At 71.7% G+C, this 21125-nt stretch carries 20 protein-coding genes and 1 riboswitch; of the genes, 5 read left to right on the top strand and 15 right to left on the bottom strand.

Translation table 11 applies throughout. The features are described from left to right. Positions 1 to 79: 79 nt before the first annotated feature. Positions 80 to 526, bottom strand: a complete 447-nt coding sequence (locus IT355_08270; GenBank protein ID MCC7053252.1) for a hypothetical protein — start codon at positions 524 to 526, stop codon at positions 80 to 82. 178 nt (positions 527 to 704) lie between these two features. Between IT355_08270 and IT355_08275 the strand changes: the two genes are divergently transcribed. Further along, positions 705 to 1979 carry a dipeptidase gene (locus IT355_08275; protein MCC7053253.1) on the top strand — a complete coding sequence of 425 codons (1275 nt, stop codon included), beginning with the start codon at positions 705 to 707 and terminating at the stop codon, positions 1977 to 1979. Positions 1980 to 2039: 60 nt separating this feature from the next. Here the strand turns inward: IT355_08275 and IT355_08280 are convergent, their stop codons facing one another. The 7 genes from IT355_08280 to IT355_08310 are packed head-to-tail and all read right to left on the bottom strand — an operon-like array spanning position 2040 to position 8291. After that, positions 2040 to 2504, bottom strand: coding sequence for a DUF1569 domain-containing protein (locus tag IT355_08280; protein MCC7053254.1), 465 nt, complete (start codon positions 2502 to 2504; stop codon positions 2040 to 2042). A gap of 53 nt (positions 2505 to 2557) precedes the next feature. After that, entirely contained in the window at positions 2558 to 2935 is a 378-nt protein-coding gene (locus IT355_08285) for an L-rhamnose mutarotase (protein MCC7053255.1), read from the bottom strand. Continuing rightward, positions 2932 to 4233: an L-fucose:H+ symporter permease gene (gene fucP, locus IT355_08290; GenBank protein MCC7053256.1), complete on the bottom strand. Its 1302-nt coding sequence runs from the start codon at positions 4231 to 4233 to the stop codon at positions 2932 to 2934. Before fucP ends, IT355_08285 begins: the two co-directional genes overlap by 4 nt. Continuing rightward, complete coding sequence (locus IT355_08295; protein ID MCC7053257.1) at positions 4230 to 5018, bottom strand: SDR family oxidoreductase; 789 nt, start codon at positions 5016 to 5018, stop codon at positions 4230 to 4232. Before IT355_08295 ends, fucP begins: the two co-directional genes overlap by 4 nt. Further along, positions 5018 to 5866 carry an amidohydrolase family protein gene (locus tag IT355_08300; GenBank protein ID MCC7053258.1) on the bottom strand — a complete coding sequence of 283 codons (849 nt, stop codon included), beginning with the start codon at positions 5864 to 5866 and terminating at the stop codon, positions 5018 to 5020. Before IT355_08300 ends, IT355_08295 begins: the two co-directional genes overlap by 1 nt. After that, complete coding sequence (locus IT355_08305) at positions 5863 to 6648, bottom strand: SDR family oxidoreductase (protein MCC7053259.1); 786 nt, start codon at positions 6646 to 6648, stop codon at positions 5863 to 5865. Before IT355_08305 ends, IT355_08300 begins: the two co-directional genes overlap by 4 nt. Then, positions 6645 to 8291 (bottom strand): altronate dehydratase, encoded by a 1647-nt coding sequence (locus IT355_08310; protein MCC7053260.1) that lies wholly within the window; start codon positions 8289 to 8291, stop codon positions 6645 to 6647. Before IT355_08310 ends, IT355_08305 begins: the two co-directional genes overlap by 4 nt. A gap of 181 nt (positions 8292 to 8472) precedes the next feature. Here IT355_08310 and IT355_08315 point away from each other — a divergent pair, with 181 nt between their 5' ends. From IT355_08315 to IT355_08325, 3 genes are all read left to right on the top strand, one after another. Next, positions 8473 to 9153 carry a hypothetical protein gene (locus IT355_08315; protein ID MCC7053261.1) on the top strand — a complete coding sequence of 227 codons (681 nt, stop codon included), beginning with the start codon at positions 8473 to 8475 and terminating at the stop codon, positions 9151 to 9153. A gap of 334 nt (positions 9154 to 9487) precedes the next feature. Next, a complete protein-coding gene (locus tag IT355_08320; protein ID MCC7053262.1) occupies positions 9488 to 10510 on the top strand; it encodes a VWA domain-containing protein in 1023 nt (340 codons plus the stop codon). 355 nt (positions 10511 to 10865) lie between these two features. Beyond that, a complete protein-coding gene (locus IT355_08325) occupies positions 10866 to 12068 on the top strand; it encodes an OmpA family protein (protein MCC7053263.1) in 1203 nt (400 codons plus the stop codon). Between the two features lie 157 nt (positions 12069 to 12225). On the opposite strand, the gene IT355_08330 is transcribed toward IT355_08325, so the two are convergent. Further along, positions 12226 to 12810 carry a photosynthetic reaction center cytochrome c subunit gene (locus IT355_08330; GenBank protein MCC7053264.1) on the bottom strand — a complete coding sequence of 195 codons (585 nt, stop codon included), beginning with the start codon at positions 12808 to 12810 and terminating at the stop codon, positions 12226 to 12228. Positions 12811 to 12913: 103 nt separating this feature from the next. Then, positions 12914 to 14599 carry a hypothetical protein gene (locus IT355_08335; GenBank protein ID MCC7053265.1) on the bottom strand — a complete coding sequence of 562 codons (1686 nt, stop codon included), beginning with the start codon at positions 14597 to 14599 and terminating at the stop codon, positions 12914 to 12916. A gap of 199 nt (positions 14600 to 14798) precedes the next feature. Between IT355_08335 and IT355_08340 the strand changes: the two genes are divergently transcribed. Further along, a complete protein-coding gene (locus IT355_08340) occupies positions 14799 to 15248 on the top strand; it encodes a nuclear transport factor 2 family protein (GenBank protein MCC7053266.1) in 450 nt (149 codons plus the stop codon). Here IT355_08340 and IT355_08345 read toward each other — a convergent pair. From IT355_08345 to IT355_08365, 5 genes are all read right to left on the bottom strand, one after another. Then, a complete protein-coding gene (locus IT355_08345) occupies positions 15239 to 16039 on the bottom strand; it encodes a hypothetical protein (protein ID MCC7053267.1) in 801 nt (266 codons plus the stop codon). The two genes, IT355_08340 and IT355_08345, sit on opposite strands and share 10 nt — an antisense overlap. Next, positions 16021 to 16425 (bottom strand): response regulator transcription factor, encoded by a 405-nt coding sequence (locus IT355_08350; protein ID MCC7053268.1) that lies wholly within the window; start codon positions 16423 to 16425, stop codon positions 16021 to 16023. The genes IT355_08345 and IT355_08350 overlap by 19 nt, the downstream gene beginning before the upstream one ends. A gap of 95 nt (positions 16426 to 16520) precedes the next feature. Beyond that, positions 16521 to 17156, bottom strand: coding sequence for a response regulator transcription factor (locus tag IT355_08355; GenBank protein ID MCC7053269.1), 636 nt, complete (start codon positions 17154 to 17156; stop codon positions 16521 to 16523). After that, the gene (locus tag IT355_08360; GenBank protein MCC7053270.1) at positions 17153 to 18592 is read right to left on the bottom strand and encodes a PAS domain S-box protein; all 1440 of its coding nucleotides are present in this window, start codon (positions 18590 to 18592) and stop codon (positions 17153 to 17155) included. The genes IT355_08355 and IT355_08360 overlap by 4 nt, the downstream gene beginning before the upstream one ends. Positions 18593 to 18815: 223 nt before the next feature. After that, positions 18816 to 20891: a TonB-dependent receptor gene (locus IT355_08365; protein ID MCC7053271.1), complete on the bottom strand. Its 2076-nt coding sequence runs from the start codon at positions 20889 to 20891 to the stop codon at positions 18816 to 18818. After that, positions 20882 to 20985: riboswitch (TPP riboswitch) on the bottom strand. Its footprint overlaps the gene before it by 10 nt. Positions 20986 to 21125 lie beyond the last annotated feature (140 nt).

The following is a 21125-nucleotide window of genomic DNA, read 5'->3' on the forward strand; positions in this document are numbered from 1 at the left end:
CGGCAGGAGACTGGGGCACCGGGAACGAGGGGGATATCTCGTGCCCGCGCACCGCTTCCGCAATCGCCGCGCACGGACGTCAGCGGGCGGTGCAGCGCTCCGCGGTCCCCGCACCGAGCCGGAGTTCGGTCCTCGGCTGGAAGCGCCCGCTGGCCCGGCGCGAGTCGAACGCGTCGTGCCCCGGGGCTTCCACGCACCAGTGCCAGGCATAGACCCACGCGCCGTGGATCATCAGCGTCTCCATTTCCCATGCACGCCGGCGCGCGAAGCGGACGACGCCGGCGCTGTCGCTCAGCAGCGTGTCACGTGCGAACTCACGCCCGTACGGGTAGCGGCTCGTGACCAGGATGACGCGCGCACCGGCCAGCGGGCGCGACGCCGTGTCGCGCACCGCCAGGATGGCCTCCGGGCGACGGGTCTTGTACACCGGGAAGCAGGCGCCGCAGAGTGTGGCCAGCAGCATGACCAGTGAGGCGCGGTGCACAGCCGTCGCGCGCCGTCCGCCGCGGGCGGGATGGGTTCGCATGGTATCCGCAAACTTCGCGGGATTCGGCTCCGGGGGAAGCCGTGGCGCGGCAGCTCGCTCCCGCGGCCGGCCGCCGCGCATGTATCCTTGAGGGCGGCATCCCGACGACCGGGGCCCGCCGACCCTGCACCGTTCCCAGTGGAGCCCCATGCCCTCCCGACGCGCACGCCGTTTCCAGATGTCCGGCCTCTGCCGCGCCGTGCTGCTCACGGTGTCGGCCGCACCGACGCTGGCCGCGCAGCAGCGCGCCGTGGCCGACCCGCTCGCGCACGCCAAGGCGCTGCTGGCCACCACCCCCCTCATCGATGGCCACAACGACCTGCCGTGGGCGATCCGTGAGTCGCGGACGGCCCCGTCCGACGTCGAGGCCTACGACCTCCGCCGGCGCACGCCGCACCAGACCGACCTCGCTCGGATGAAGGCGGGGAAGCTGGGCGGGCAGTTCTGGTCGGTCTACATCCCGGGCGACATCCGCGACAGCGGCTATGCCCGCGTGCAGCTGGAGCAGATCGACATCGCGCGCCGCGTGATCGCACGCTATCCCGAGGCGCTCGAGCCGGCCGGCACTGCGGCCGACGTGCGACGCGCCTTCCGGCGGGGCAAGGTGGGCTCGATGCTGGGCATGGAGGGCGGGCACGCCATCGAGAACTCGCTCGGCGCGCTCCGCCAGTACTACGACCTCGGCGTCCGCTACATGACGCTCACGCACAACGTCACGCTCGACTGGGCCGACGCGGCGCTCGACAGCGCGCGCCATGGCGGGCTCACGCCATTCGGCCGCGAGGTCGTCCGCGAGATGAACCGGCTGGGGATGCTGGTGGACCTCTCACACGTCTCGCCCGGCGTGATGAGCAACGCACTCGACGTGGCGCAGGCCCCGGTGATCTTCTCGCACTCGGCCGCCCGCGGGCTGGTCGACCATCCCCGAAACGTCCCCGACTCGATCCTGCGCCGGCTGCCGCGGAACGGCGGGGTGGTGATGGTGCCCTTCGTGACGAGCTTCGTTTCGCCTGCCGTGCGCGCGCACAATCTCGAGCGCGAGCGCGCCGTGACGGCCATCCGCGCCGCGAACGGCGCCGACACGGCCGGTGCGGCCAGCACGATCCGCTCGTGGGACACCGCGCATCCGGCCCCGAAGGCCACGCTGGAGGACGTCGCGACGCAGATCGAGTACGTGCGCCGGGTGGCGGGCGCGGATCACGTCGGCATCGGCTCCGACTTCGATGGCGTGGACGACGACCTCCCGGTCGGGCTGGAAGACCAGTCCACCTACCCGATGCTGTTCGCGGAGCTCATCCGCCGCGGCTGGAGCGACGCCGACCTGCGCAAGCTGGCGGGCGAGAACGTGCTGCGCGCGCTGACGCAGGCGGAAGTCGCCGCGAAGCGCCTGCAGCGCGAGCGGCCGGCGTCGGTGCGCACCATCCGGGAGCTCGACGCCCGGGTGCAGCCGTAGCGCCGGTCTGGCCGTGGTACGGGCCCGTCGCTCGCCGCCGGCCGGCGACGAGCGACGAGGTCAGGCGCCGAACTGCCTCAGGTGGTGATCCACGTGCTTGTAGTGCAGCACCGCCCATTCATGCGGTGTGAGTGGCCCGAAGAACGGATGCGGGTGTGTCGTGCAGCCGGCGGGGCCGGCCGTCACGAAACGGTCGATCTGCGCACAGAGCCGCGCGCGTTCCGTCTCGATGTCCCGGTCATCCTGGATGACGAGGTCCGGCGTCGTCGGCGCGTTGCGCCGCAACGGCTTCGCGTCGCCAAGCGCGAGCGGCTTGATCAGCCAGCCCAGCAAGCGGCCGACCATCATGCGCGGCTGCCTGCGGTCGCCACACGCCACCTCGATGGCATCGGCACAGTGCGCAGCGGCCTGCGCCGCCGTCATCCGGCCCCAGAGTGCGGGCGGATTGGCGCGCAGCCGCTCCGTGCGCGCGATGAGTGCGTCGGCGAGCTGGCGATCGAAGAGGGTCTGGATTGGATCGGGCATGTGGGTGGCCTGTCGTGGTCCCCGCCCCGGCGCGGGCGGTGGAAGTGACTCATTCAGGATCGCGGTAACGCCGGACCGTCCGCGCCATCCAGCGCGAACACCCGCTCCATCGGCACCCACTTCTGCCCCGGGTCCGCCCAGGGCAATGGCTGCTGGAAGCGCCACATCAGCGCCTCCCATTCCTGCACCTTCACGTTCGACCCGTCCGCTGCTGCCTTCGCCGCCGCATCGAACGTCCCTTCGGTCTCCATCACCATGAACAACCGGTTGCCGGTGCGCCAGATCTCCATGCCGGTGATTCCGGCACGGCGGATGCTATCGGCGATCTCCGGCCAGATGGCCTCGTGCAGCCGGCAGTACTCCGCGATCAGCGCCGGATCGTCCCGCAGGTCCAGCGCCAGGCACCAGCGCTGCGTGCCGGCGCCGCTCACGCGCGCAGCCCCGCATCGTGGCGGTATCCGCGCATCCCGAAGAACAACACCACGAGGTAGCAGAGCACCGGGATCACGAACGCCGCCTGGATCCCCGCCGCGTCGGAAACGGCCCCCATCATCGCCGGCACGATCGCACCACCCACGATGCTCATCACCACCAGGCTCGAGCCGCTCTTGGTGTCGTCACCCAGTCCGTCGATCGCCAGTGCGAAGATGGTCGGGAACTGGATCGAGTGGCAGAGACCCAGCAGCACCACCATCCATACGCTGAGCGAGCCCGCACCGAGTGCGGCGCCGGCGGCAGCCACGATGCCAAGTGCGGCGACGAGGCTCAGCATGCGTGGAGCGGGAATGCGGTTCATCAGCGCTGCACCCGCCACGCGACCCGCCAGGAACGCCAGCAGGTGCCACTGCAGGAACGCCGCCGCATCCCGCTCGCCGGTGCCGGGCATGGCCTGCTGCACGAAACGGATCACGAAGCTGGCCACGCCCACCTGCGCCCCCACATAGCAGAACTGCGCCAGGACGCCGTTGCGGAGGTGCGGATGCCGCCACGCACTGGCCAGGCCACGACCCTCGCCGTCACCCGGCTCGCGCACTTCCGGCAGCTTCGAGAACGCAATCATCAGCCCCACCGCCACAAAGAGCGCCGTGATCACGAGGTATGGCCCCTTCACCCCGATGGCCTCCGTGGCACGCCACGCCTCGACTGCGGCCGGTGTCATGCTCGCCAGCTCGGCCGGTGTGTGCTCCACACCCGACAGGATGAAGCGTGCGCCGAGGATCGGCGTCAGTGCGGCGCCCACCGCGTTGAACGCCTGCGACACGTTCAGGCGGCGCGCCGCCGACGCCGGCGGGCCAAGCACCGTCACGTACGGATTCGCCGCCACCTCCAGCACGCACTGCCCACACGCCATCACGAACAGCGCCAGCAGGAAGAACGGATACCAGCGCGCCGACGCCGCCGGCTGGAACAGCAGTGTGCCCGCCGCGCACAATGACAGCCCGACGAGGATGCCGTAGCGATACCCCAGTCGCCGCATCAGCCACCCTGCCGGCAGCGCCATCAGGAAGTAGCCACCGAAGAACGCCGTCTGGATCAGCGACGACTGGAAGTCGCTCAGGTCCAGCGCCTTCTTCAGGTGCGGCACCAGCACGTCGTTCAGGTTGACGCCGATCGCCCAGAGGAAGAACAGCGACGTCACGAGCACGAACGGCACCAGGTACTGCCGCTCGGTCAGTGGTGCGCTGGTGCCACCGCTGCTCGTGACCGCCGCTGCAGGCTCGACGTTCACGTGAGCGTCCGGTCGAGGTGCACGTACCCACCGTCCACGTGCACGTGCTGCCCCGTGATGTGAGAGGCGCGCGCGGACAGCAGGAAGCAGGCCATGGCCGCGATCTCGGCCGGCGTGGTCATGCGCTTGCCCAGCGGGATCGATGTCGTGATGCGTGCCTCCCGCGCCGCCGGGTCGGGCAGGCTGTCCAGCCACGAGCGGTACAGCGGCGTCATCACCTCAGCCGGCACGAGCGCATTCACGCGCATGTTGTAGGGCAGCAGTTCCACCGCCCAGTCACGCGTGAGCGCGAGGATCGCCCCCTTCGCCGCGGCGTAGCCCGACGTGCCCCCCTGCCCCGTCATCGCGACCTTGCTGGAGACGTTCAGGATCGACGGCTGCCAGTCACCAGACGCCGCCGACAGCTTCAGTGCCGGCAGCGCCGCATGCGCGGTGTCGTAGTAGTGATGCAGGTTGATGTCCATCGAGTCGCGAAACAGTGCCGGTGTGCCGTGCTCGAGCCCCACGCAGTCGTTCACGCCGGCGTTGTTGATCACGGCATCGATCGCGCCGGCGGCCGCCAGTGCCTGCGCGACGGCATCCGCGCACGCCCCCGGCGCACGCAGCTCGGCCTGCACGGTGCGCACGCTGGGCAGCGCCGCCTGCATCGCCGCCAGCGCCGCCGCGTTCCGGTCCACCAGCACCGGCCGCGCGCCCTCGGCCACCAGTTCGCGGGCGATCGCCGCGCCGATGCCGCTGGCACCGCCGGTGATGAGCACCACGCGCCCCCCGAGCCCGAGTTCCATCACGCCTCCAGTCGATAGACGTCCACCGCGGTGCCGCCGAAGAGGCGCGCGCGCTCCACCGCCGGGAGACGCAGCGCCCACGTCTCCACCAGCTCCGCCACCTGCGCGTAGGAGCCGGCCAGCAGGCACACCGGCCAGTCGCTGCCGAACAGCAGCCGGTCGGTCCCGAACGCCGCGGCCACGGTGTCCAGGCACTCCGTGATCTCGTCGGTGCGCCAGCGCGACCAGTGCGCCTCGGTGATCAGCCCCGACACCTTGCACCACACATGCTCGTGCCGCGCCAGCGCCGCGATCCCGCGCCGCCAGGCCGCGAGTTCGCGGCTCGCGATCGGCGGCTTGCCGCAGTGATCCAGCACGAAGCGCACGCCGGCGCAGCGCTCGACGAGGAACTCGGCCGCCGCGAGCTGGCCGGCATGGATCAGGATGTCATAGCTGTAACCGTGCTCGCCGAGCAGGGCGATGCCCGCGATCACGTCCGGGCGGCGAAGGAAATCCATCGGTTCCGACTGCGCAATGTGGCGGAAGCCGCAGAGGCGTGTGTTCCCGCGGCGCACGGCGAGCCACTCGGCCAGGTTCGGGGCCCGAAGGTCGGTCCATCCCACCACGCCGCGGATGAAGGGATGCTCCGCCGCCAGCGCGAGCAGGAAGTCGGTCTCGCCATCCGACTGCGACGCCTGCACCGCCACCACACCGTCGACGCGCGCGCACCGGAGCGCCGGCACCACGTCCACGGGCAGCCAGTCGCGGCGGAGCGCCGGCATCGAGGCATCGATCCAGGCATCCCGCACGGGATCGAACCGCCAGTAGTGCTGGTGCGCATCGATGCGCACGGTGGCGCCGTCCGTCACCCGTGCAACCGCAGGAAGCCGCCGTCCAGCGGGTAGTCGCTGCCGGTGATGAACGCGGCCTCGTCGCTGGCCAGGAATCGCGCCAGCGTCGCGACCTCCTCCGGCGTACCCATGCGCCCCACCGGCTGCGCCGCCGACAGCCGCGCGAACACCTCGCCCTCACGCCCCGGGTAGCTGGCGGCGAGGAAGTTGTCCACGAACGGCGTGTGCACCCGCGCCGGCGAGATGCAGTTGCAGCGCACCCCGTGCGACACGTAGTCGCGCGCGATGGAATAGGTCATCGCCACCACGGCCCCCTTCGTCATCGAGTACGCGAACCGGTCCGCGAGGCCGGCCGACGCCGCGATCGACGCCATGTTGACGATCACCCCGCGACCCCGCGACGCCATGCCGCCGATGGCCGCACGCGTGCAGAGGTACACCCCCTGCACGTTCACGCGGAAGAGCCGCTCGAAGTCCTCCGGCGCGGTGCTGCCCACGTTCCCGATGTGCGACACGCCGGCATTGTTCACCAGGATGTCGAGCGAGTGTGATCCCGCGATCGTCTCGAATGCGCGCTGCACCGAGTTCACGTCGGTCACGTCGCAGGCCATCGCGGTCGCGGCACCACCGTGGGCCGCGGCGACGGCCGTGACCGCGGCGACGTCGCGGTCGAGGCAGTAGACGTGGGCGCCCGCGCGCACGAACTCCGCCGCGATGGCGCGCCCGATGCCGCTCCCGGCCCCGGTGACGGCGGCCACGCGTCCGGTGAGCAGGAACGCCCCCGTCGATGCACCCGTCACAGCGACACCCCTCGCTTCCACGGAATGAAGTCCCACTGCCCAAGCCGCTCTGCGGCGGTGACATGCCGCCCGCTGGCCGTCTCGATCACCAGGTCGAGCACCCGCGCCCCCATCGCCGCCAGCGTGACCTCGCCGGACACCACCGCCCCGCAGTCGAGGTCCACCGTGTCGGGCATCCGCTGCGCCAGCGCCGTGTTGGTGGCCAGCTTGAGCACCGGCGCCACCGGATTGCCCGTCGGCGTGCCCAGTCCGGTGGTGAAGAGGATGACCGTGGCGCCCGCCGCCGCCTGCGCCGTCGTGCACTCCACGTCGTTGCCGGGCGTGCAGAGGAGGTTGAGCCCCGGCACCGTGGCACGCTGCGGATAGTCCAGCACGTCGGTCACCGGCGCGGTGCCCCCCTTCCGCGCCGCGCCAGCGGACTTCATCGCATCCGTGAGCAGCCCGTCGCGGATGTTGCCGGGGGACGGGTTCATCTCGAACCCCGAACCGACGGCATGCGCCTGCGCGTCGTAGTCGCGCATCAGTTGCGCGAACCGGTGTGCGAGGTCGGCGCGCGTGCAGCGCTCGATCAGGTCCTGCTCCGACCCGAGCAGCTCCGGGAACTCGGCCAGCAGTGTCGTGCCGCCGAGCGCAGCGAGCAGGTCGGAGGTGATGCCCACGGCCGGGTTGGCCGAGATGCCGGAGAAGCCATCCGATCCGCCGCACTTGAGGCCGAGCGTGAGGGCCGACAGCGGTGCCGGGGAGCGGACCGCACGATTCGCCTCCACGAACCCCGCGAAGCTCTCGTGGATCGCCGCGGTCATCAGCGCCTCCTCGGTGCCCAGGCGCTGCTGCTCGAAGGTCAGCAGCGGCTTGGCGAAGCCCGGGTCGCGCGCGGCGATCTCCTCGCGCAGCACGTCCACCTGCGCATGCTGGCACCCCAGCGAGAGCACCGTGGCACCGGCCACGTTCGGGTGCACGAGATAGCCCGCCAGCAGGCCGCAGAGCGCCCGCGTGTCGTCGCGCGTGCCGCCGCAGCCGCCGTCGTGCGTGAGGAAGCGGATGCCGTCGAGCTGCGGGAACGGGCGGACATGCTGCGGAGCATCCACCGCGGCGGGGTCGGCGTCGCGCAGTGGCTCGCCCCGCGCATGTCGCCGCACGAGCTCGCGCACGGTGTGGCGGTGCCGCTCCGGAGCCGCGTAGCCCAGCTCGCGGTCGAACGCATCCTGCAGCGCGCGCACGTTGCGGTTCTCGCAGAACACCAGCGGCAGCACCAGCCACAGGTTGCGCGTGCCCACGCGTCCATCGGCACGGTGATAGCCGTCGAAGGTTCGCGCCGCGTAGCCCGTGACGTCGGGAGCGTGCCAGGTGCGCGCCACGGCCACCGCGGGATCCACCGGCGCGTTGTCGTTGCGCAGGTTGGCGGTGGTGAGTGCGGCGCCGCCCGCGATGGACTGCGTGGCTCGCCCCACCAGCACGCCGTACATGACCACCGGGTCGCCCGGCGCCAGGTCGCGCACCACGATCTTGTGCTTCGCCTGCACCGCCGTCACCAGCGTGAGCGCACCACCGTCGTGCGTGATGGTCTCGCCAGCGGCGAGGTCGGTGAGGGCCACCAGCACGGTGTCGTCGCGATGGATCCTGAGCACGCGGTGGGGCGTCATGGTCGCGAGACGCTAGTGGCGGTGCATGGGAGGGGCAAGCGCACCGCCGCCCCGGCGGGCCATCACGCCGGCAGAACGCCAGCGGGCGCCGCGCCAGGCGTTGCGCCGGGCCGTCACCGCGCGTCGAGCAGGCTGGCGACACGCGCGTGCACGCCGCCCCCGCCCCCCCACCGCCCACGCCATGCCTCGCCCTGCACTCCTGCCCCTCCTCGTGCTGGTCCTGGCGCCGGCCGTTGCCCGCGCCCAGTCGCTCTCGCTCACCGGGGGCATGTCCTCCGGCGACTGCAGCGGAACGTCGTACCACCAGGCCGCCGATGCATCCGGCAGGTACGTCGCCGCCGAATGGGCGGTCGCGAGCCAGTTCCCCGTGCCGGCCAACCGTGGGCGTGTGCGGTGCGTGGTGCGCTTCACGGTCACCGTGCCGGCGGGCCATCGACTCGTCCTGGGCGGCGGCAGCGGCCTGCCCGCCAGACTCGCGACCGCGCAGTTCTCGGCGCTGCGACTCAACGGCACCAGCGCGAGAGTGCTGGTCGAGGCGGGCGTTGCCATCGACGCCGGCGCAGCGAGCATGGTGAGCGGCATGATCAGCGGCGGTCCGCTCACGTTCGCGAACCTCGCGCTCGAGCAACCGGCCGGCGCACCGGCACCGCAGGGTGTGTGCGCGACGGCCGCGAAGGGCAGCTTCCAGGTCACTGCCGCAGTCGATGCCGCGACGGCGTCGGACTACGTCGTGCCCTGGCCGCCGGAACCCTACGCCGAACGCGAGGTGTCGGCGATGGGTGGGCTGCGGCTGTTCTACTCGGTGGTGCCGTGTCCCACGACACGCTCCGTGCTCCCTGCACGACAGGGCGTGCCGTTCTGACCTGCACGACGACCACGCACGACGACGTCGCGCGTCACCGCGCACGCATGACCGGAAACGCGAAGGACGGCACGCCCGTGCGCCGGCGACGCATGCCATCGGACGTCCGCTGAACCATCCGCGGCCGCACATGCGCCATCAAGGCTGAGGCCGGCCGTCACGGTTCGTGACCACTGGCCGACCTTCGCATGAGAGCACATGTTCTCATGGTGCGTTGCTCAAGTGTCCCGGCGGTTTCGCCGCGGCGCGACCCACCAGACCGTCCATCGCTGGCAGCCGCGGCGACACGCCGGTGGTGACGTGCTGAACCAATCATCACCATCGAGGATTGATCATGCGCCTGCATGCGAAAGCCTGCGGCCTGGCCGCCGCATTCTCCGCCCTGTCGCTCGCCGCCTGTTCCGACAGCACCGGGCCGAACACCAAGCCGATCCAGAGCCTCTCGGTCTCCGGTGTCCGCGTGAACGCCGCGGACTTCGCCACCAACGGCAAGTTCGACCTGGGCCTGATCGCCACGGCGGCTGACAGCTCCGCCATCCTCGATCCCGGCGTCGGCGTCACCGTCACGCTCACGTCGCTCTCGGTGGGCACGGTGTCCGCCTACACCGTCACGCGCGACAACACCGCCGTCTCGAACCCGCAGAACGCCGACACCCGCGCCGCGATCCTGCTCGATGACTCGGGGTCGATGTCCTCCAACGACCCGACGAAGCTCCGCGCGAGCGCGGCGGAGCTCTTCTGGAAGGCCGTGCTCCCCGTCCGCACCGGCAATCGCGTTGCGCTGCTCGACTTCGGCGCCAGCGCGACCACCGGATTCACCTCGTCGCGGTTGCTGCAGGACTTCACCGCGAGTGACTCGGCGCTCACCGCCCAGAAGACCCGGATCGTCGCCTCGGGCGGCACACCGCTCTACGAGTCGCTGCTCGAGGTGGTGAACTGGATGGTGGCCAACACCACCACGTCGCAGAACCGCGTGATCCTGCTCATGAGCGACGGACAGCCGAACAGCTCCGCCCGGAAGGCCGACGCCATCACCGCCGCCAAGAACGCCAACATCACCGTGCACACGGTGGGCCTTGGCCCCGCCTCCGACCTCTCCGCCTCCAGTTCAGCCGGCGCCGTCGCCGCCGTGCGTGATGTGGCCGAGCAGACCGATGGCGTGTACGCCGCTGCCACCACCGCCGATGCACTGGCGCCGATCTTCAACGCACTCGCCCGCGCCACCAGCCGTGGACAGCTGATCAGCACCTTCCGCATCTCGCCGATCCCCGCCTCGGGCACCCGCATCTCCGGCACCGTCACCGTCACCGCCGGCGGCAGCACGGGCACCGCCAACTGGTCGTTCGTCGCGCCCTGAGACCAGCGCGGTGCACGCGCACCGCGCCAACACGCACGGCCCAGCGGGGGCCCGTCCACCACGGACGGGCCCCCGTCTCGCGCTCCCGACCTCCCCCGCACCAGCCCGCGAACCACACCGCGCCGCTCCCCTCATGCGATTCCCCGGTGCAGTTTTCCGATGCGGAGCCCCCGCCCGTCTCACCGGCGCAGGCGGCAACGCCCGAGCTGCCCGCCCCACCGCGGTCGACGCCGGCCGCAACCGAAGGCGCAGGCTCAGGCACCGTCAGGTTGTATATTAGGAACCTCTCACGACGAGACGCCCCGGGATTTCACCCCGTGCCCACCGTCGGCCCACCCGCTTCGAGACCCACGACATGACGTCATTCCTCGACGAAGCCAGCAGCTACCTCACCCCTGAACTCATCGGCAAGGCCGCCAAGGCCTTCGGTGTTCCCTCCGATGGGGTGCAGAAGGCGATCGGCGCCGCTCTCCCCACCGTGCTCGGCTCCATCGCCGGCAAGGCGGACCAGGCTGGCTTCATGAGCGACCTGTTCCACATGGTGACGCAGCCCGCCGCGGCCGGCGCCTCCACCGACTCCGCGCTCGGCGCCATCTCCGCCATGGCGAGTGGTGCCCCCTCGCCGCTCGTCGACATCAGCAAGCGGCTCCTCGGCAGCCTCTTCGGTGGCTCCGGTGACTCACTCGGCACCGCCATCGGGCGCATGGCCGGTGCGGGCAGCGCCGGCAACGGCATCCTCGGCACCGTCGGCGCACTCGCCGTCAGCATGCTCGGCAGCCGCGTGCGCGGCGGCGGCCTGAATGCGGCCGGACTCGCCGGCGCCCTGCTCGGCGAGAAGGACGCGCTGCTCAAGGCCATCCCGGCGTCGTTCGCCGGCATGCTCCCCGTGAAGCTGCCCGGCACCGGCGCAACCGACCGCAAGGCCGGCCCGGCCCCCGTGCACGGCTACTTCGACGGCACCCAGATGTTCGGCTTCTCGATGGCCATCATGGGCGCCGCCCTCCTCGTCTGGTACGGCGCGCAGCTCCGCAAGAAGCCCGTGGAGCCCGTCGCGGTCGCACCGGCGGTGGAGGTCCCCGCCCCCGCTCCGGCACCGGCCACCGGCCTCCAGGGACTCACGCTCCCCAACGGCACCGTCATCCAGGTCAGCCCGAGCGGCATCGAGTCCCAGATGGTCGCGTTCATCACCGATTCCACCCGCGCCATCGACAAGACCACCTGGTTCGACTTCGACCGGCTGCTGTTCGAGACCGGCTCCGCCGTGCTCGTGCCCAGCTCACTCGAACAGCTCTCCAACATCAACGAGATCCTGAAGGCCTTCCCGGCCGTGAAGCTCAAGCTCGGCGGCTACACCGACAACGTCGGCCAGGCCGCCGCCAACATGAAGCTCTCGGCCGATCGCGCGAACACCGCGATGGCGGAACTCGTCAAGCTCGGCGTGGCCGCTGACCGCCTCGAGGCCGAAGGCTACGGCGACACCGTGCCGGTGGCCGACAACAGCACCGAGGAAGGCCGCGCGAAGAACCGCCGCACTGCCGCACGCGTGACGGCGAAGTAACCACAGGACGTGTGATGGCGCGCGCCCCGTGGGGTGCGCGCCGCACGAAAAGCCCGGCCGTGCCAGGAACGCGAGATCGCTGCGTTCCGGCACGGCCGGGCTTTTCGTCTGTCCATGACAGGCGTCCGGGCCGACCCGGACGCGCCAGCCCGCGCGCTCAGGTGCCGGGCGGCGTTGACGGCGCGGGCGGGAGGGGCGGCACCGGCATCGTGCCCTTCGGCTCACTCGAGCCCCGATGGCACATCACGCACGTCGCCTTGTCGTACTCGGCATCCAGCTCCTTCACGCTCGCCAGCGAGGTGCCGTTCACGTAGTCCTGCATCACCTGCATCTGGCGTGCGATGCGCTTGTTCTTCTTCGAGTCGTCATCGAACTTGCCCACCACGTGACAGTTGGCGCAGGTCCATCCCAGTCCGCGCCCGTACTGCGTGTCCATCGTGCGCAGGAACTCGCCCGCCGTCATGTCCTTGAGCACCGTCACGTTGCGGAACACGCGCCCCGCCGGCTCGTTCTCCCGTCCGGCGATGGTGGCCATGATCGAGTCCACGGTGGCGCGGCGCACGGTGTCCTGCTGCAGCGGATTCGGCGGCACACGGCGGCGCGGTGGCGCGCCCGGTGCGCCGGCGGCGGCCACGGTGGGCGCCGCAGCGCCCGGCGCAGGGGTCGGGGTGCCGGCCGGCTTCGTACGGGAGCAGGCGATCGCGACGAGCGCGAGGGAGGCGACGACGGCAGCGGTTCGCATGGCAACTCCGCGAGGGTGGGGCGCGGGCGGTCCGCGCATCACGGAACTTACGCCGGCTGGCCACGCCACGTTGACGCCAGGCGCCGGCCGGCAGCGCCGACGCCTACTTGTCCTTGATGCGGAACGAGCGACCGAACAGGTAGATCCCCTTGTGATCCGCGCCCATCGGCAGGCACAGGGTACGCGTCACCTCGCCCGCATCGTTGCGCAGCTCGATCATCATGCCGTCCAGCCGATAGGTGCCGCGGTTCCGGGCGCCGTCATCGGTGCGCGATCGCGTGGACGTGTAGACCCCCGGCTGACCGCCCCCCGCCGACGACTGCGTGCCGCTGCCGCTGCTGCTGCTGCTCGCGCTGGCCGAGAACTCCTGCGGTCCCTGCGCGGCCATCGCGGCCGAGGAGCTGCGCGAGAAGCCGATGCGCTCGTACCGGCCGTCGGGCCGGAACACGTAGCTGGTGGAACTGTAGGTACCGCCGAGGTACACGCTGCCGTAGAAGGCCGCGGCGTTGTAGGAGCCCGCGATGCGCGTGCCCGGTGCCCAGCTCGAGAGGATGCGGCCGGGTTGCACGCGCCACTCCCCGTCGGGCTGGCCGGAGTCGTCGTGGCGCTGGACCTGGATCCCTCCGCCCGTGGCGCGCCAGCGTCCCCACTGCTGCGGCTCCAGCCGGCGTGATGCCGCCACGTCCAGGTCCGTCGGCGCGATCTCGTCACGGAAGTACACCCAGCCGTCCTTCAGCAGCAGGCGGATCTCCTCGCGGTACTCGTAGCCGCTGGCCCCCGTGGCACCGTAGCCGTGATAGAGCATGCCGTGGATGTCGGCGGGTCGCAGTCCCCGCCCCGCCGCGGCCATGATGCGCTCGAGGGGCACGGTCAGGCGCCGGCGCCCCGACGCGGCAGGCAGCGGCGACGGCACCAGTCCCGAGGGATCGCGCACCACACGCGTCTGGCGCAGGAACACCATCGTGGACGGCACCTCGTCGATCGTGCCCTGCACCGTGATCTCCTGTCCCTCGAACGGCGAAACGTCGATGCTCGGCGAGACACTCATCTTCGACGCGAACACGCCGTCGTTGTCCTCGATGTAGTAGCGATCGCGCGACTTGAGCACCCGCCCGCGCAGGTACAGCGTGCCCTGCCGCCGCTGCAGCTCCCGCGCACGCTCGTAGTTGCGCGGCGTGCCGAACCACGAGTCCACCAGCGCCCGGAACTGCGACGCCGTGTAGACGGTGCCGGTGGGCCGCGGGTCGGCGGCGTAGTGCGCGGGGTTGAACGGCTTCCGCGCCTGTGGCGCCGTGCCGCCGGCGGCGCTGCTGCCGCCCCCGCCGCCGCTGGCGGGTGCGCGACCGCCGTCCGCCACCGTGCCTGCGGGTGCAGTGACCGGTGCGTACGCCGCCGCGAACTTCTGGCGCGCGTTGAACGACTCGCTGCCGAACATCGACACCAGCTGCGGGCACACCGCGGCCGGCGTTCCCATCGCCGCGAGCTTCTGTCGCGTGCTCGCGATCACGCTGACCATCCCGTCCCGCGTGCGCTGCACGTCGGCCGGCTCGAGGCGGCTGGTGACCGTCTCCACGCCGTGCCGCGTGCGCCACGCCGCCCAGGCGCTGCGCATCGGTGCGCCGGCGCCGCCCGCGTCGCACCAGGCGACGATGTCGGCCGAGGTCAGGTCGAGGCCGACCACCGACATCATGGCCGCACGCTGGTCGGCGCCCTGCGCCGTGAGGCGGGAGGCCGGCAGCAGCACCAGCGCGGTCAGTAGAACACGTCCGGCGGCGCGACGAGGGCGCATGGTGTTCCCGGTTCGGATGGATGCCCGGGACGGCTGCCGTAGCCACGCGTCGTCGCGGGCCGTCGGGGCCGGTGTGCGTCAGGCGGTGGCCGGTCGTGCCTCACACCCGGGTGGTCGCGTGCGCGACGTGCAAGAGACGTACCCGCGACGGCATGCAGGTTCCACGAGCGTGCGCGGCGTGGGCCGCTACGTCGTGGCCATGTCTCCGCCAATCGACGCGATCCGGGCGCGCCGCGCCGCCTCGAACGCCGCCATCGCCGCCCGCGATCCCGACGCGACGGCGGCCATCATGCACCCCGACGTCATCGTGTCGGTGGCCGGTGGCCCCGTGCTGCGCGGACGGCAGCACTCACGCGATGCCTTCGCCCAGCAGTTCGCCGACCGGAGCTTCCGCGGCTACGTACGCGAGCCCGCGACCATCACGATCGATGCTCCGCCAGGGCAGGCCGGCACGCGGCGCGGCGACGGGTTGCACGCCACCGAAACCGGGCGCTGGCGCGGGAGCTGGCTGCGTGGCATTGCCCGCACCGAGATGCGCGGCACATACGTGGCGCAGTGGTGCCAGGTGCACGACACCTGGCTGGTCGAATCCGAAGTCTTCGTGGAAATGCCGGACGGACATGGCGGGGTGTCCCGGGATCAGGGGTGATCCACGCGCGATTCCGCCAGCAGCATGCTGACGGGCGCCTGTGGCAGTGACACGATCACGCTCGTCCCGATGCCCGCCGTGCTGGCGACCTCGATGAAGCCATCGAGCTGGCGCGTGAGCGTGCGGCACATCGCCAGCCCGAGGCCGGCGCCGCGGCCGCGCGGCTTGGTGGTGAAGAACGGCTCGAACATGTAGGTGCGCGTCGCGTCGTCGAGGCCGGTGCCGGTGTCGCGCACGGTGATCGTCACGTAGGCGCCGGCCGGGATCGGCGTGCCCGCGGCATCCACGCCGCCGGCGTCACGCAGCACGCGCCGCACCGAGATCCGCAGCGTGCCGCCGGCAGGCATCGCATCGCGCGCATTCGTGACGAGGTTGTGCACGATCTCCTCCAGCACGCTGCTGTCGGCCAGCACCAGCAGCGGGCCACTGTCGGCATCCACCTTCAGCCGGTGTGTCGCCTGCAGCGAACTGCGCAACCGGCCGGGGAGCACCGCCACCAGCTCGTGCAGGTTCACCAGCTTGCGCTGCAGCGGCTCGTGGCGCGCGAAGCTGATCAGCCGGCGCACCATCTGCGCGCCCTGCTCGGCCGCAGCGATCAGCTCCCGCAGCTCGGCCGGCGCCGCCTCCGCGTCGGCATACGAGCTCGCCAGCAGCCGGCCGTTCGCGAGGATCCCGGTCAGCACGTTGTTGAAGTCGTGCGCGATGCCGATGGAGAACTGGCCCACGCTCTCCAGCGACGGCTCGGGCGTCGCCGGCCTCGCCGGCGCGCGCATCAGCTGGTCAATCGGCATGGCGCGGCGCCTCCGGCTGATGGTGCCCTGCCGCCCAGCTGCGCGCAGAGTGCAATGGCCGCCTCGAACTCCGACGACTTGTCGAAGAAGAAATCAGCGCCGTCCGCAAGGACGCGCGCCCGGTACATGGGGTCTGCATTGTTGGTGAGCACGATGATGGTCAGCCCGGGCAGTCGCCGGCGGATCGCCGACAGCACCTCGAGACCGGTGCCCTGCTCCAGGCGGATGTCGAGGGTGACGAGGTCCGGCAGCAGCGTGGTGATCGCGGCCACGGCCGCGTCACAGGTGCTGGCGAACCCGATCACGTCCAGGCCCGGCAGTTGCGCCAGCCGCCCCGTGATCTCGAGCCGCATGGCCATCGAGTCTTCCACGACGAAACACTTCATGACCGGAGGCTACGGCCCGCCCCCCGCCGCCGGTCGTCGGATCGCACGGCGCGCCACGTAGGATTGCCCCTACACGACCGGCGCCGGCCCCTCCATCACCCGTCCACCAGCCCGTGCCGGAGTGCGTACCGCACCAGCTCCGCGTTGCTCGTGGCCCCGAGCTTCTCCAGTACCCGCACGCGGTAGGTGCTGGCCGTCTTGGGGCTGATGCCGAGGGCGGCCGAGAGTTCCTTCATGCTCCGGCCGGCCCCGATGCCCTGCAGCACCGCGAACTCCCGCTCCGACAGCGCCTCGTGCGGCGCGCGCTCCCCCGCCCCGCCCAGCCCCGCCGCCAGGTGCTCGGCCAGCGTCGCGGTCACGTACCGTCCCCCCGCCGCCACCTTCCGCACCGCCGCCACCAGGTGCTCCGGCGAACGGTCCTTCGTCAGGTACCCCATCGCGCCACTCTTCAGCGCCCGCGCGGCGTATTGCTCCTCGGGATACATGCTCAGCACGATCGTGCGCACCGCCGGGTGGTCCGCCCGCAGCGCGGCGAGCACCGCGCTCAGCCCCGGCCCGGGCATCGACACGTCCAGCACCAGCACGTCCACCGCCACGGCGCGCAGCAGCGCGAACAGCTCGTCGGCCGTCCCCGCCTCGCCCGCCACGGCGATGCCGTGCTGCGCCGAGAGCAGGGCGCCCAGGCCCTGGCGCAGCATGGCGTGGTCATCGGCCAGCGCGACGCGGATCACGGGGCCACCGCGGCCGGCAGGCGGATCGACACCGTGGTGCCACCCGCGGCCCCTGGATACACCACCACCGACGCCCCCACCGCCGCGGCCCGCTCGCGCATGCCCAGCAGGCCAAGCCCGCCGCTCTCCCCTCCGGTGGCCGCCCACGGGATGCCCACACCGTCATCCGTCACGTCGAGCTGCACGCCGGCGGGCTGCCGCACCAGTCGCAGCGTCACCGTGCGCGCCCGGGCATGGCGCACCACGTTCGTGAGCGCCTCCTGCGTGATGGCGTAGAGCGCGCGCGCGACCTCGGGGGCCAGGTCGCACTCGTCCACCTGCAGGCGGCACGGCAGGCCAGTGCGGGCACTGAAGCGCTGGCCGGCCCACTCCAGCGCGGCCGCGAGGCCGAAGTCGTCCAGCAGCGGCGGGCGCAGGTCGGCGGAGATCTGGCGCGTGGCATGGATCGCCGCATCCACCTCGGCCAGCATCGCCTCCGCCTGCGGGACCAGGTCCGCGGCATACGCCGCGAGCTGGCCGCTCACGCGCGTGAGCCCCAGGCGCAGCATCGTCAGCGGCTGCCCCAGCCGGTCGTGCAGCTCGCGCGAGAGGTGCGCCTGCTCCTCCTCGCGCACCAGCTGGAGGCGCTGCGTGAGCCGGCGCAGCTGGTCCGCCGCGCTCACCAGCACCCGCTCGGCCTCGCGCCGCTCGGTCACGTCGTGCCAGCTCCCGACGAAGGCCCCGAACGTCGGGTCGTCGAAGCGGTTCACGCCGTAGCCGATGATCGAGCGCAGGCTGCCGTCCCGGTGCTGCACGCGGAACTCCACGTTGGCGCTGCGACCCGGCCGCGTCATGGCGTCGTGGAACGCCGCCTGCGCCTGCCGTCGGTCATCGGGGTGCACCAGCAGCCCGCCGATCCGCCCCGTGACCTCCGCCGCCGTGTAGCCCAGCACCCGCTGCACCGACGGACTGCACCACGTGATGCGCCCCTCGCGGTCGAGCATGAACACCACGTCGGCGCCCTGCTCCACCAGCACGCGGAAGCGCGCCTCGCTCAGGTTCAGCGCCGCCTCGGCGCGCTTGCGGTCGGTGATGTCGGAGAAGAAGATCGAGAGGCCGCTCCGCGACGGGAAGATCCGGTCCTCGTACCAGCGGTCGTGCGGCCGGTAGAAGTCCTCGATGATGACGGGCTCCTGGCTGCGCATCACCTGTTCGCAGGCGGCGCGGAACGGCTGGCTGGTGGTGGCGCCGAGGTGGTCCCAGATGTTGCGGCCCAGCATCTCGCGACCCACGCTGCCGAACGTCGTGGCGGCCTTCGCGTTCACCCACGTCACGCACCAGTCGGCATCGAGCGCGAGGAACGCATCGGTCACGCGCTCGAGGATCGCGGCCGGCTCCTCGTCCATGGCCATGCGTTGCGGGCCAGCATCGGCACGCGGTGGCGGCGCACCGGTCATCGCGACACCCGCATGGGACACACGGCCCGCCGCGCGCTGGCGGTGCGGGCCCTGGCACTGGTCTCGGCGACGCTCACGGTCACGCGATCTCTCCGGCGGGTGTACACCACTGAGGCACGGACATTGTACCCGCCGGCGGGCGGAAGCAACAGGATCGCGGCCACCCCCGTCGCGCCACCGCCGCCCCACGCCGTGCACCACACGCCCGCCCGTCAGCCCGGTCTCACGGCGTGGCCATCCGCACCGTCACGAAGACCGACCGCGGCGTGAGCACGAAGTAATGCGGCACCCCGTCCACCGCGTACCCGCTGCCGAACTTCCGCGAGTTGGCAAGGTTCGTACCACGGACACTGAAGTCGTTTGATCCGAACGGCACCCGCAGCAGCGCGTCGAACAGCCAGTACGCGGGCAGCCGGAGCGCCAGGTCACCGTCGTTCCGCAGGTGACTCGCGCCCTGGTACCGCGCCTCGGCGCCAAGCTGCAGCCACCGCGCGGGCTGCCAGTCCAGGCGCTGGGTGCCCGAGACCGCCGGCGTGAGGAGCGGCGGCACGTCGCGTCGCACCACCGCCGACGACGGGGTCCGGTCGAGGAACTCGCGGATGCGGTTGCGGCTCACGGCCCCCGCCGTGGTGACCTCCACGCCGGCGACGGGCCGCAACCGCAGGTCGAACTCGACGCCCTGCCGGACGCTGGCGCCGACGTTGCTGCGCAGCTCCGCGCCCAGCGGCGAGAGGGCGCCGATCCGCGCGATCTCGTTGCGGAACGCCATGTGGAACAGGTTCACCTCGAGCTGCGCGGTGCGTCCGCGAAGCCGCACCCCGAGCTCGGTGTCGGTCACGCGTTCCGGCTGCACGGAGCGCAGCCCCCCGAGGTCCGCCAGCGCCGCGGCGTCGACATCGTCGCTCCCGGCCAGCAGGTCGGAGCGGGTCGGCTCGCGCGTGGTGCGCCCCACCGACGTGAACAGCTCGGCGCCCGGCGTGACGCGCCAGGTCACGCCGGCCTTCGGGTTGAGGAAGCTCCACGCCACCGACGGCTCGGACGCACCGAAGCCCGCGCCAGGCGACGGCACGTAACGCATCAGGGCCCGGCGGAGCTGCAGGTCCGCGAACCAGGTGAGCGCACCGCGCGTGAGCGCCACCTTGGTGAACAGGCTGGCGTCGCGCTTCTCCCCGGTGTTGACGTAGTCGGGCGTGACGCGGGCGTTGCCATAGTACGCGAAGTGGTCGCGGGCGTAGGTGTTCGCATTCAGCCCCGCGTGCACGCGCAGGCCGCGCCGCTCGAGCGTGACGGCACTCGTCAGGCCATACCAGCCGAAGTCGAGGCCGAAGTTCGCGACCGTCGCCGTGTCGAACCGCACGTCGTAGTTGCCCCGCGCGCCCACGCGGTAGAGCGTCGAGGCGTACTGCAGGCCCTCACCCAGCTGCCGCGTGTGCGAGAGTGCCACCAGGTGCTGGGAGAAGCGGTCCTGCTCCTCCGGCGTGAGGGGATTGATGCGACGGTCGCGCGCGAGGTCCGGCAGCGGCACCGCGAGGTAGCTGAGCGTGTCACGCAGCCGGCCGCCGAGCACCATCAGCTTCACCACGTCACGCCGACCCAGCCATGCCACCTGCGCCAGCCCCGACAGCCCCTCCACGCCGGCGTGCCGCCGGTAGCTGCTGGTGCGGAGCGCGGAGAGCCGCACCGACGCGGCGAGCCCGCCTGGCATCGCACCGCTGCTGGCCTCCAGCATCACGCGCCGCGCGCCGAAGGAGCCGAGCTGCACCTCGGCCGCTGCCATCCGCGGCAGTCCGAGCACCGGCTTCGTCTCGAAGTTCACCGAGCCGGCGAATGAGGCCGTGCCGGTGCCGCTCGTGCCGGTGCCGCGCTGCACCTGCACCGACTGCACGCTGCTGGCCAGGTCGGCGAAGTTCGCGAAGTAGAACACCTGGTCCTCGGGATCGTTGAGCGGGATGCCGTCGATCGAGAGGTTGATGCGCGACTGGTCCATGCCGCGCAGCCGCAGGTAGCTGTAGCCCCAGTTCGTGCCCGACTCCGAGTGGGCCGTGAGCGACGGGGTGGTGCCGAGCAGCATCATCGGCACGTCCTGGCCGTAGCTGCGGCGCCCGATCGTGCGGCTGTCGATGGTGGTCTGCGCGATCGGCGCGCTGCCGTTCGCGCGCACGGCGCGCACGAGCACGCCCTCGAGCGCGCGTCCCCGGGACGCCGTGTCGCTGCGGGTGCTGTCGGTTGTCTGCTGGGCGCCGGCGGTGCCGACGGTGAACGCGAGCGCGGCCATGGCCGCGGTGGCGTGGTTCCTCATGCGTGACTCCCTACGCCGGTATGATCCGGATCAGGTTCGGCGGGACTCTCTCAGCCACGCGCCAGGAGCGGCACGGGCACCCCGGTCTATGTCAGGCAAAGATAACATGGCCGCACAGCGGAGCATGCGGTCTCTTGCGTCACGCCCGCACTCCGGGCACCGTACCCCCGTCCCGTCGCATGGCACCGCCCGCCCCGCGCGGCCGCAGGCACCCATCCCCCTCGACCACCATCC

It is taken from the genome of Gemmatimonadaceae bacterium, from assembly GCA_020851035.1.
Lineage (GTDB): Bacteria > Gemmatimonadota > Gemmatimonadetes > Gemmatimonadales > Gemmatimonadaceae > JACMLX01.

What these genes read in the sequence shown, in the direction of transcription:
- IT355_08270 (MCC7053252.1), bottom strand. Translation starts at nt 526, where the DNA reads ATGCGAACCCATCCCGCCCGCGGCGGACGGCGCGCGACGGCTGTGCAC.
- IT355_08275 (MCC7053253.1), top strand. Translation starts at nt 705, where the DNA reads ATGTCCGGCCTCTGCCGCGCCGTGCTGCTCACGGTGTCGGCCGCACCG.
- IT355_08280 (MCC7053254.1), bottom strand. Translation starts at nt 2,504, where the DNA reads ATGCCCGATCCAATCCAGACCCTCTTCGATCGCCAGCTCGCCGACGCA.
- IT355_08295 (MCC7053257.1), bottom strand. Translation starts at nt 5,018, where the DNA reads ATGGAACTCGGGCTCGGGGGGCGCGTGGTGCTCATCACCGGCGGTGCC.
- IT355_08310 (MCC7053260.1), bottom strand. Translation starts at nt 8,291, where the DNA reads ATGACGCCCCACCGCGTGCTCAGGATCCATCGCGACGACACCGTGCTG.
- IT355_08315 (MCC7053261.1), top strand. Translation starts at nt 8,473, where the DNA reads ATGCCTCGCCCTGCACTCCTGCCCCTCCTCGTGCTGGTCCTGGCGCCG.
- IT355_08320 (MCC7053262.1), top strand. Translation starts at nt 9,488, where the DNA reads ATGCGCCTGCATGCGAAAGCCTGCGGCCTGGCCGCCGCATTCTCCGCC.
- IT355_08325 (MCC7053263.1), top strand. Translation starts at nt 10,866, where the DNA reads ATGACGTCATTCCTCGACGAAGCCAGCAGCTACCTCACCCCTGAACTC.
- IT355_08330 (MCC7053264.1), bottom strand. Translation starts at nt 12,810, where the DNA reads ATGCGAACCGCTGCCGTCGTCGCCTCCCTCGCGCTCGTCGCGATCGCC.
- IT355_08335 (MCC7053265.1), bottom strand. Translation starts at nt 14,599, where the DNA reads ATGCGCCCTCGTCGCGCCGCCGGACGTGTTCTACTGACCGCGCTGGTG.
- IT355_08340 (MCC7053266.1), top strand. Translation starts at nt 14,799, where the DNA reads ATGTCTCCGCCAATCGACGCGATCCGGGCGCGCCGCGCCGCCTCGAAC.
- IT355_08345 (MCC7053267.1), bottom strand. Translation starts at nt 16,039, where the DNA reads ATGCCGATTGACCAGCTGATGCGCGCGCCGGCGAGGCCGGCGACGCCC.
- IT355_08350 (MCC7053268.1), bottom strand. Translation starts at nt 16,425, where the DNA reads ATGAAGTGTTTCGTCGTGGAAGACTCGATGGCCATGCGGCTCGAGATC.
- IT355_08360 (MCC7053270.1), bottom strand. Translation starts at nt 18,592, where the DNA reads ATGACCGGTGCGCCGCCACCGCGTGCCGATGCTGGCCCGCAACGCATG.
- IT355_08365 (MCC7053271.1), bottom strand. Translation starts at nt 20,891, where the DNA reads ATGAGGAACCACGCCACCGCGGCCATGGCCGCGCTCGCGTTCACCGTC.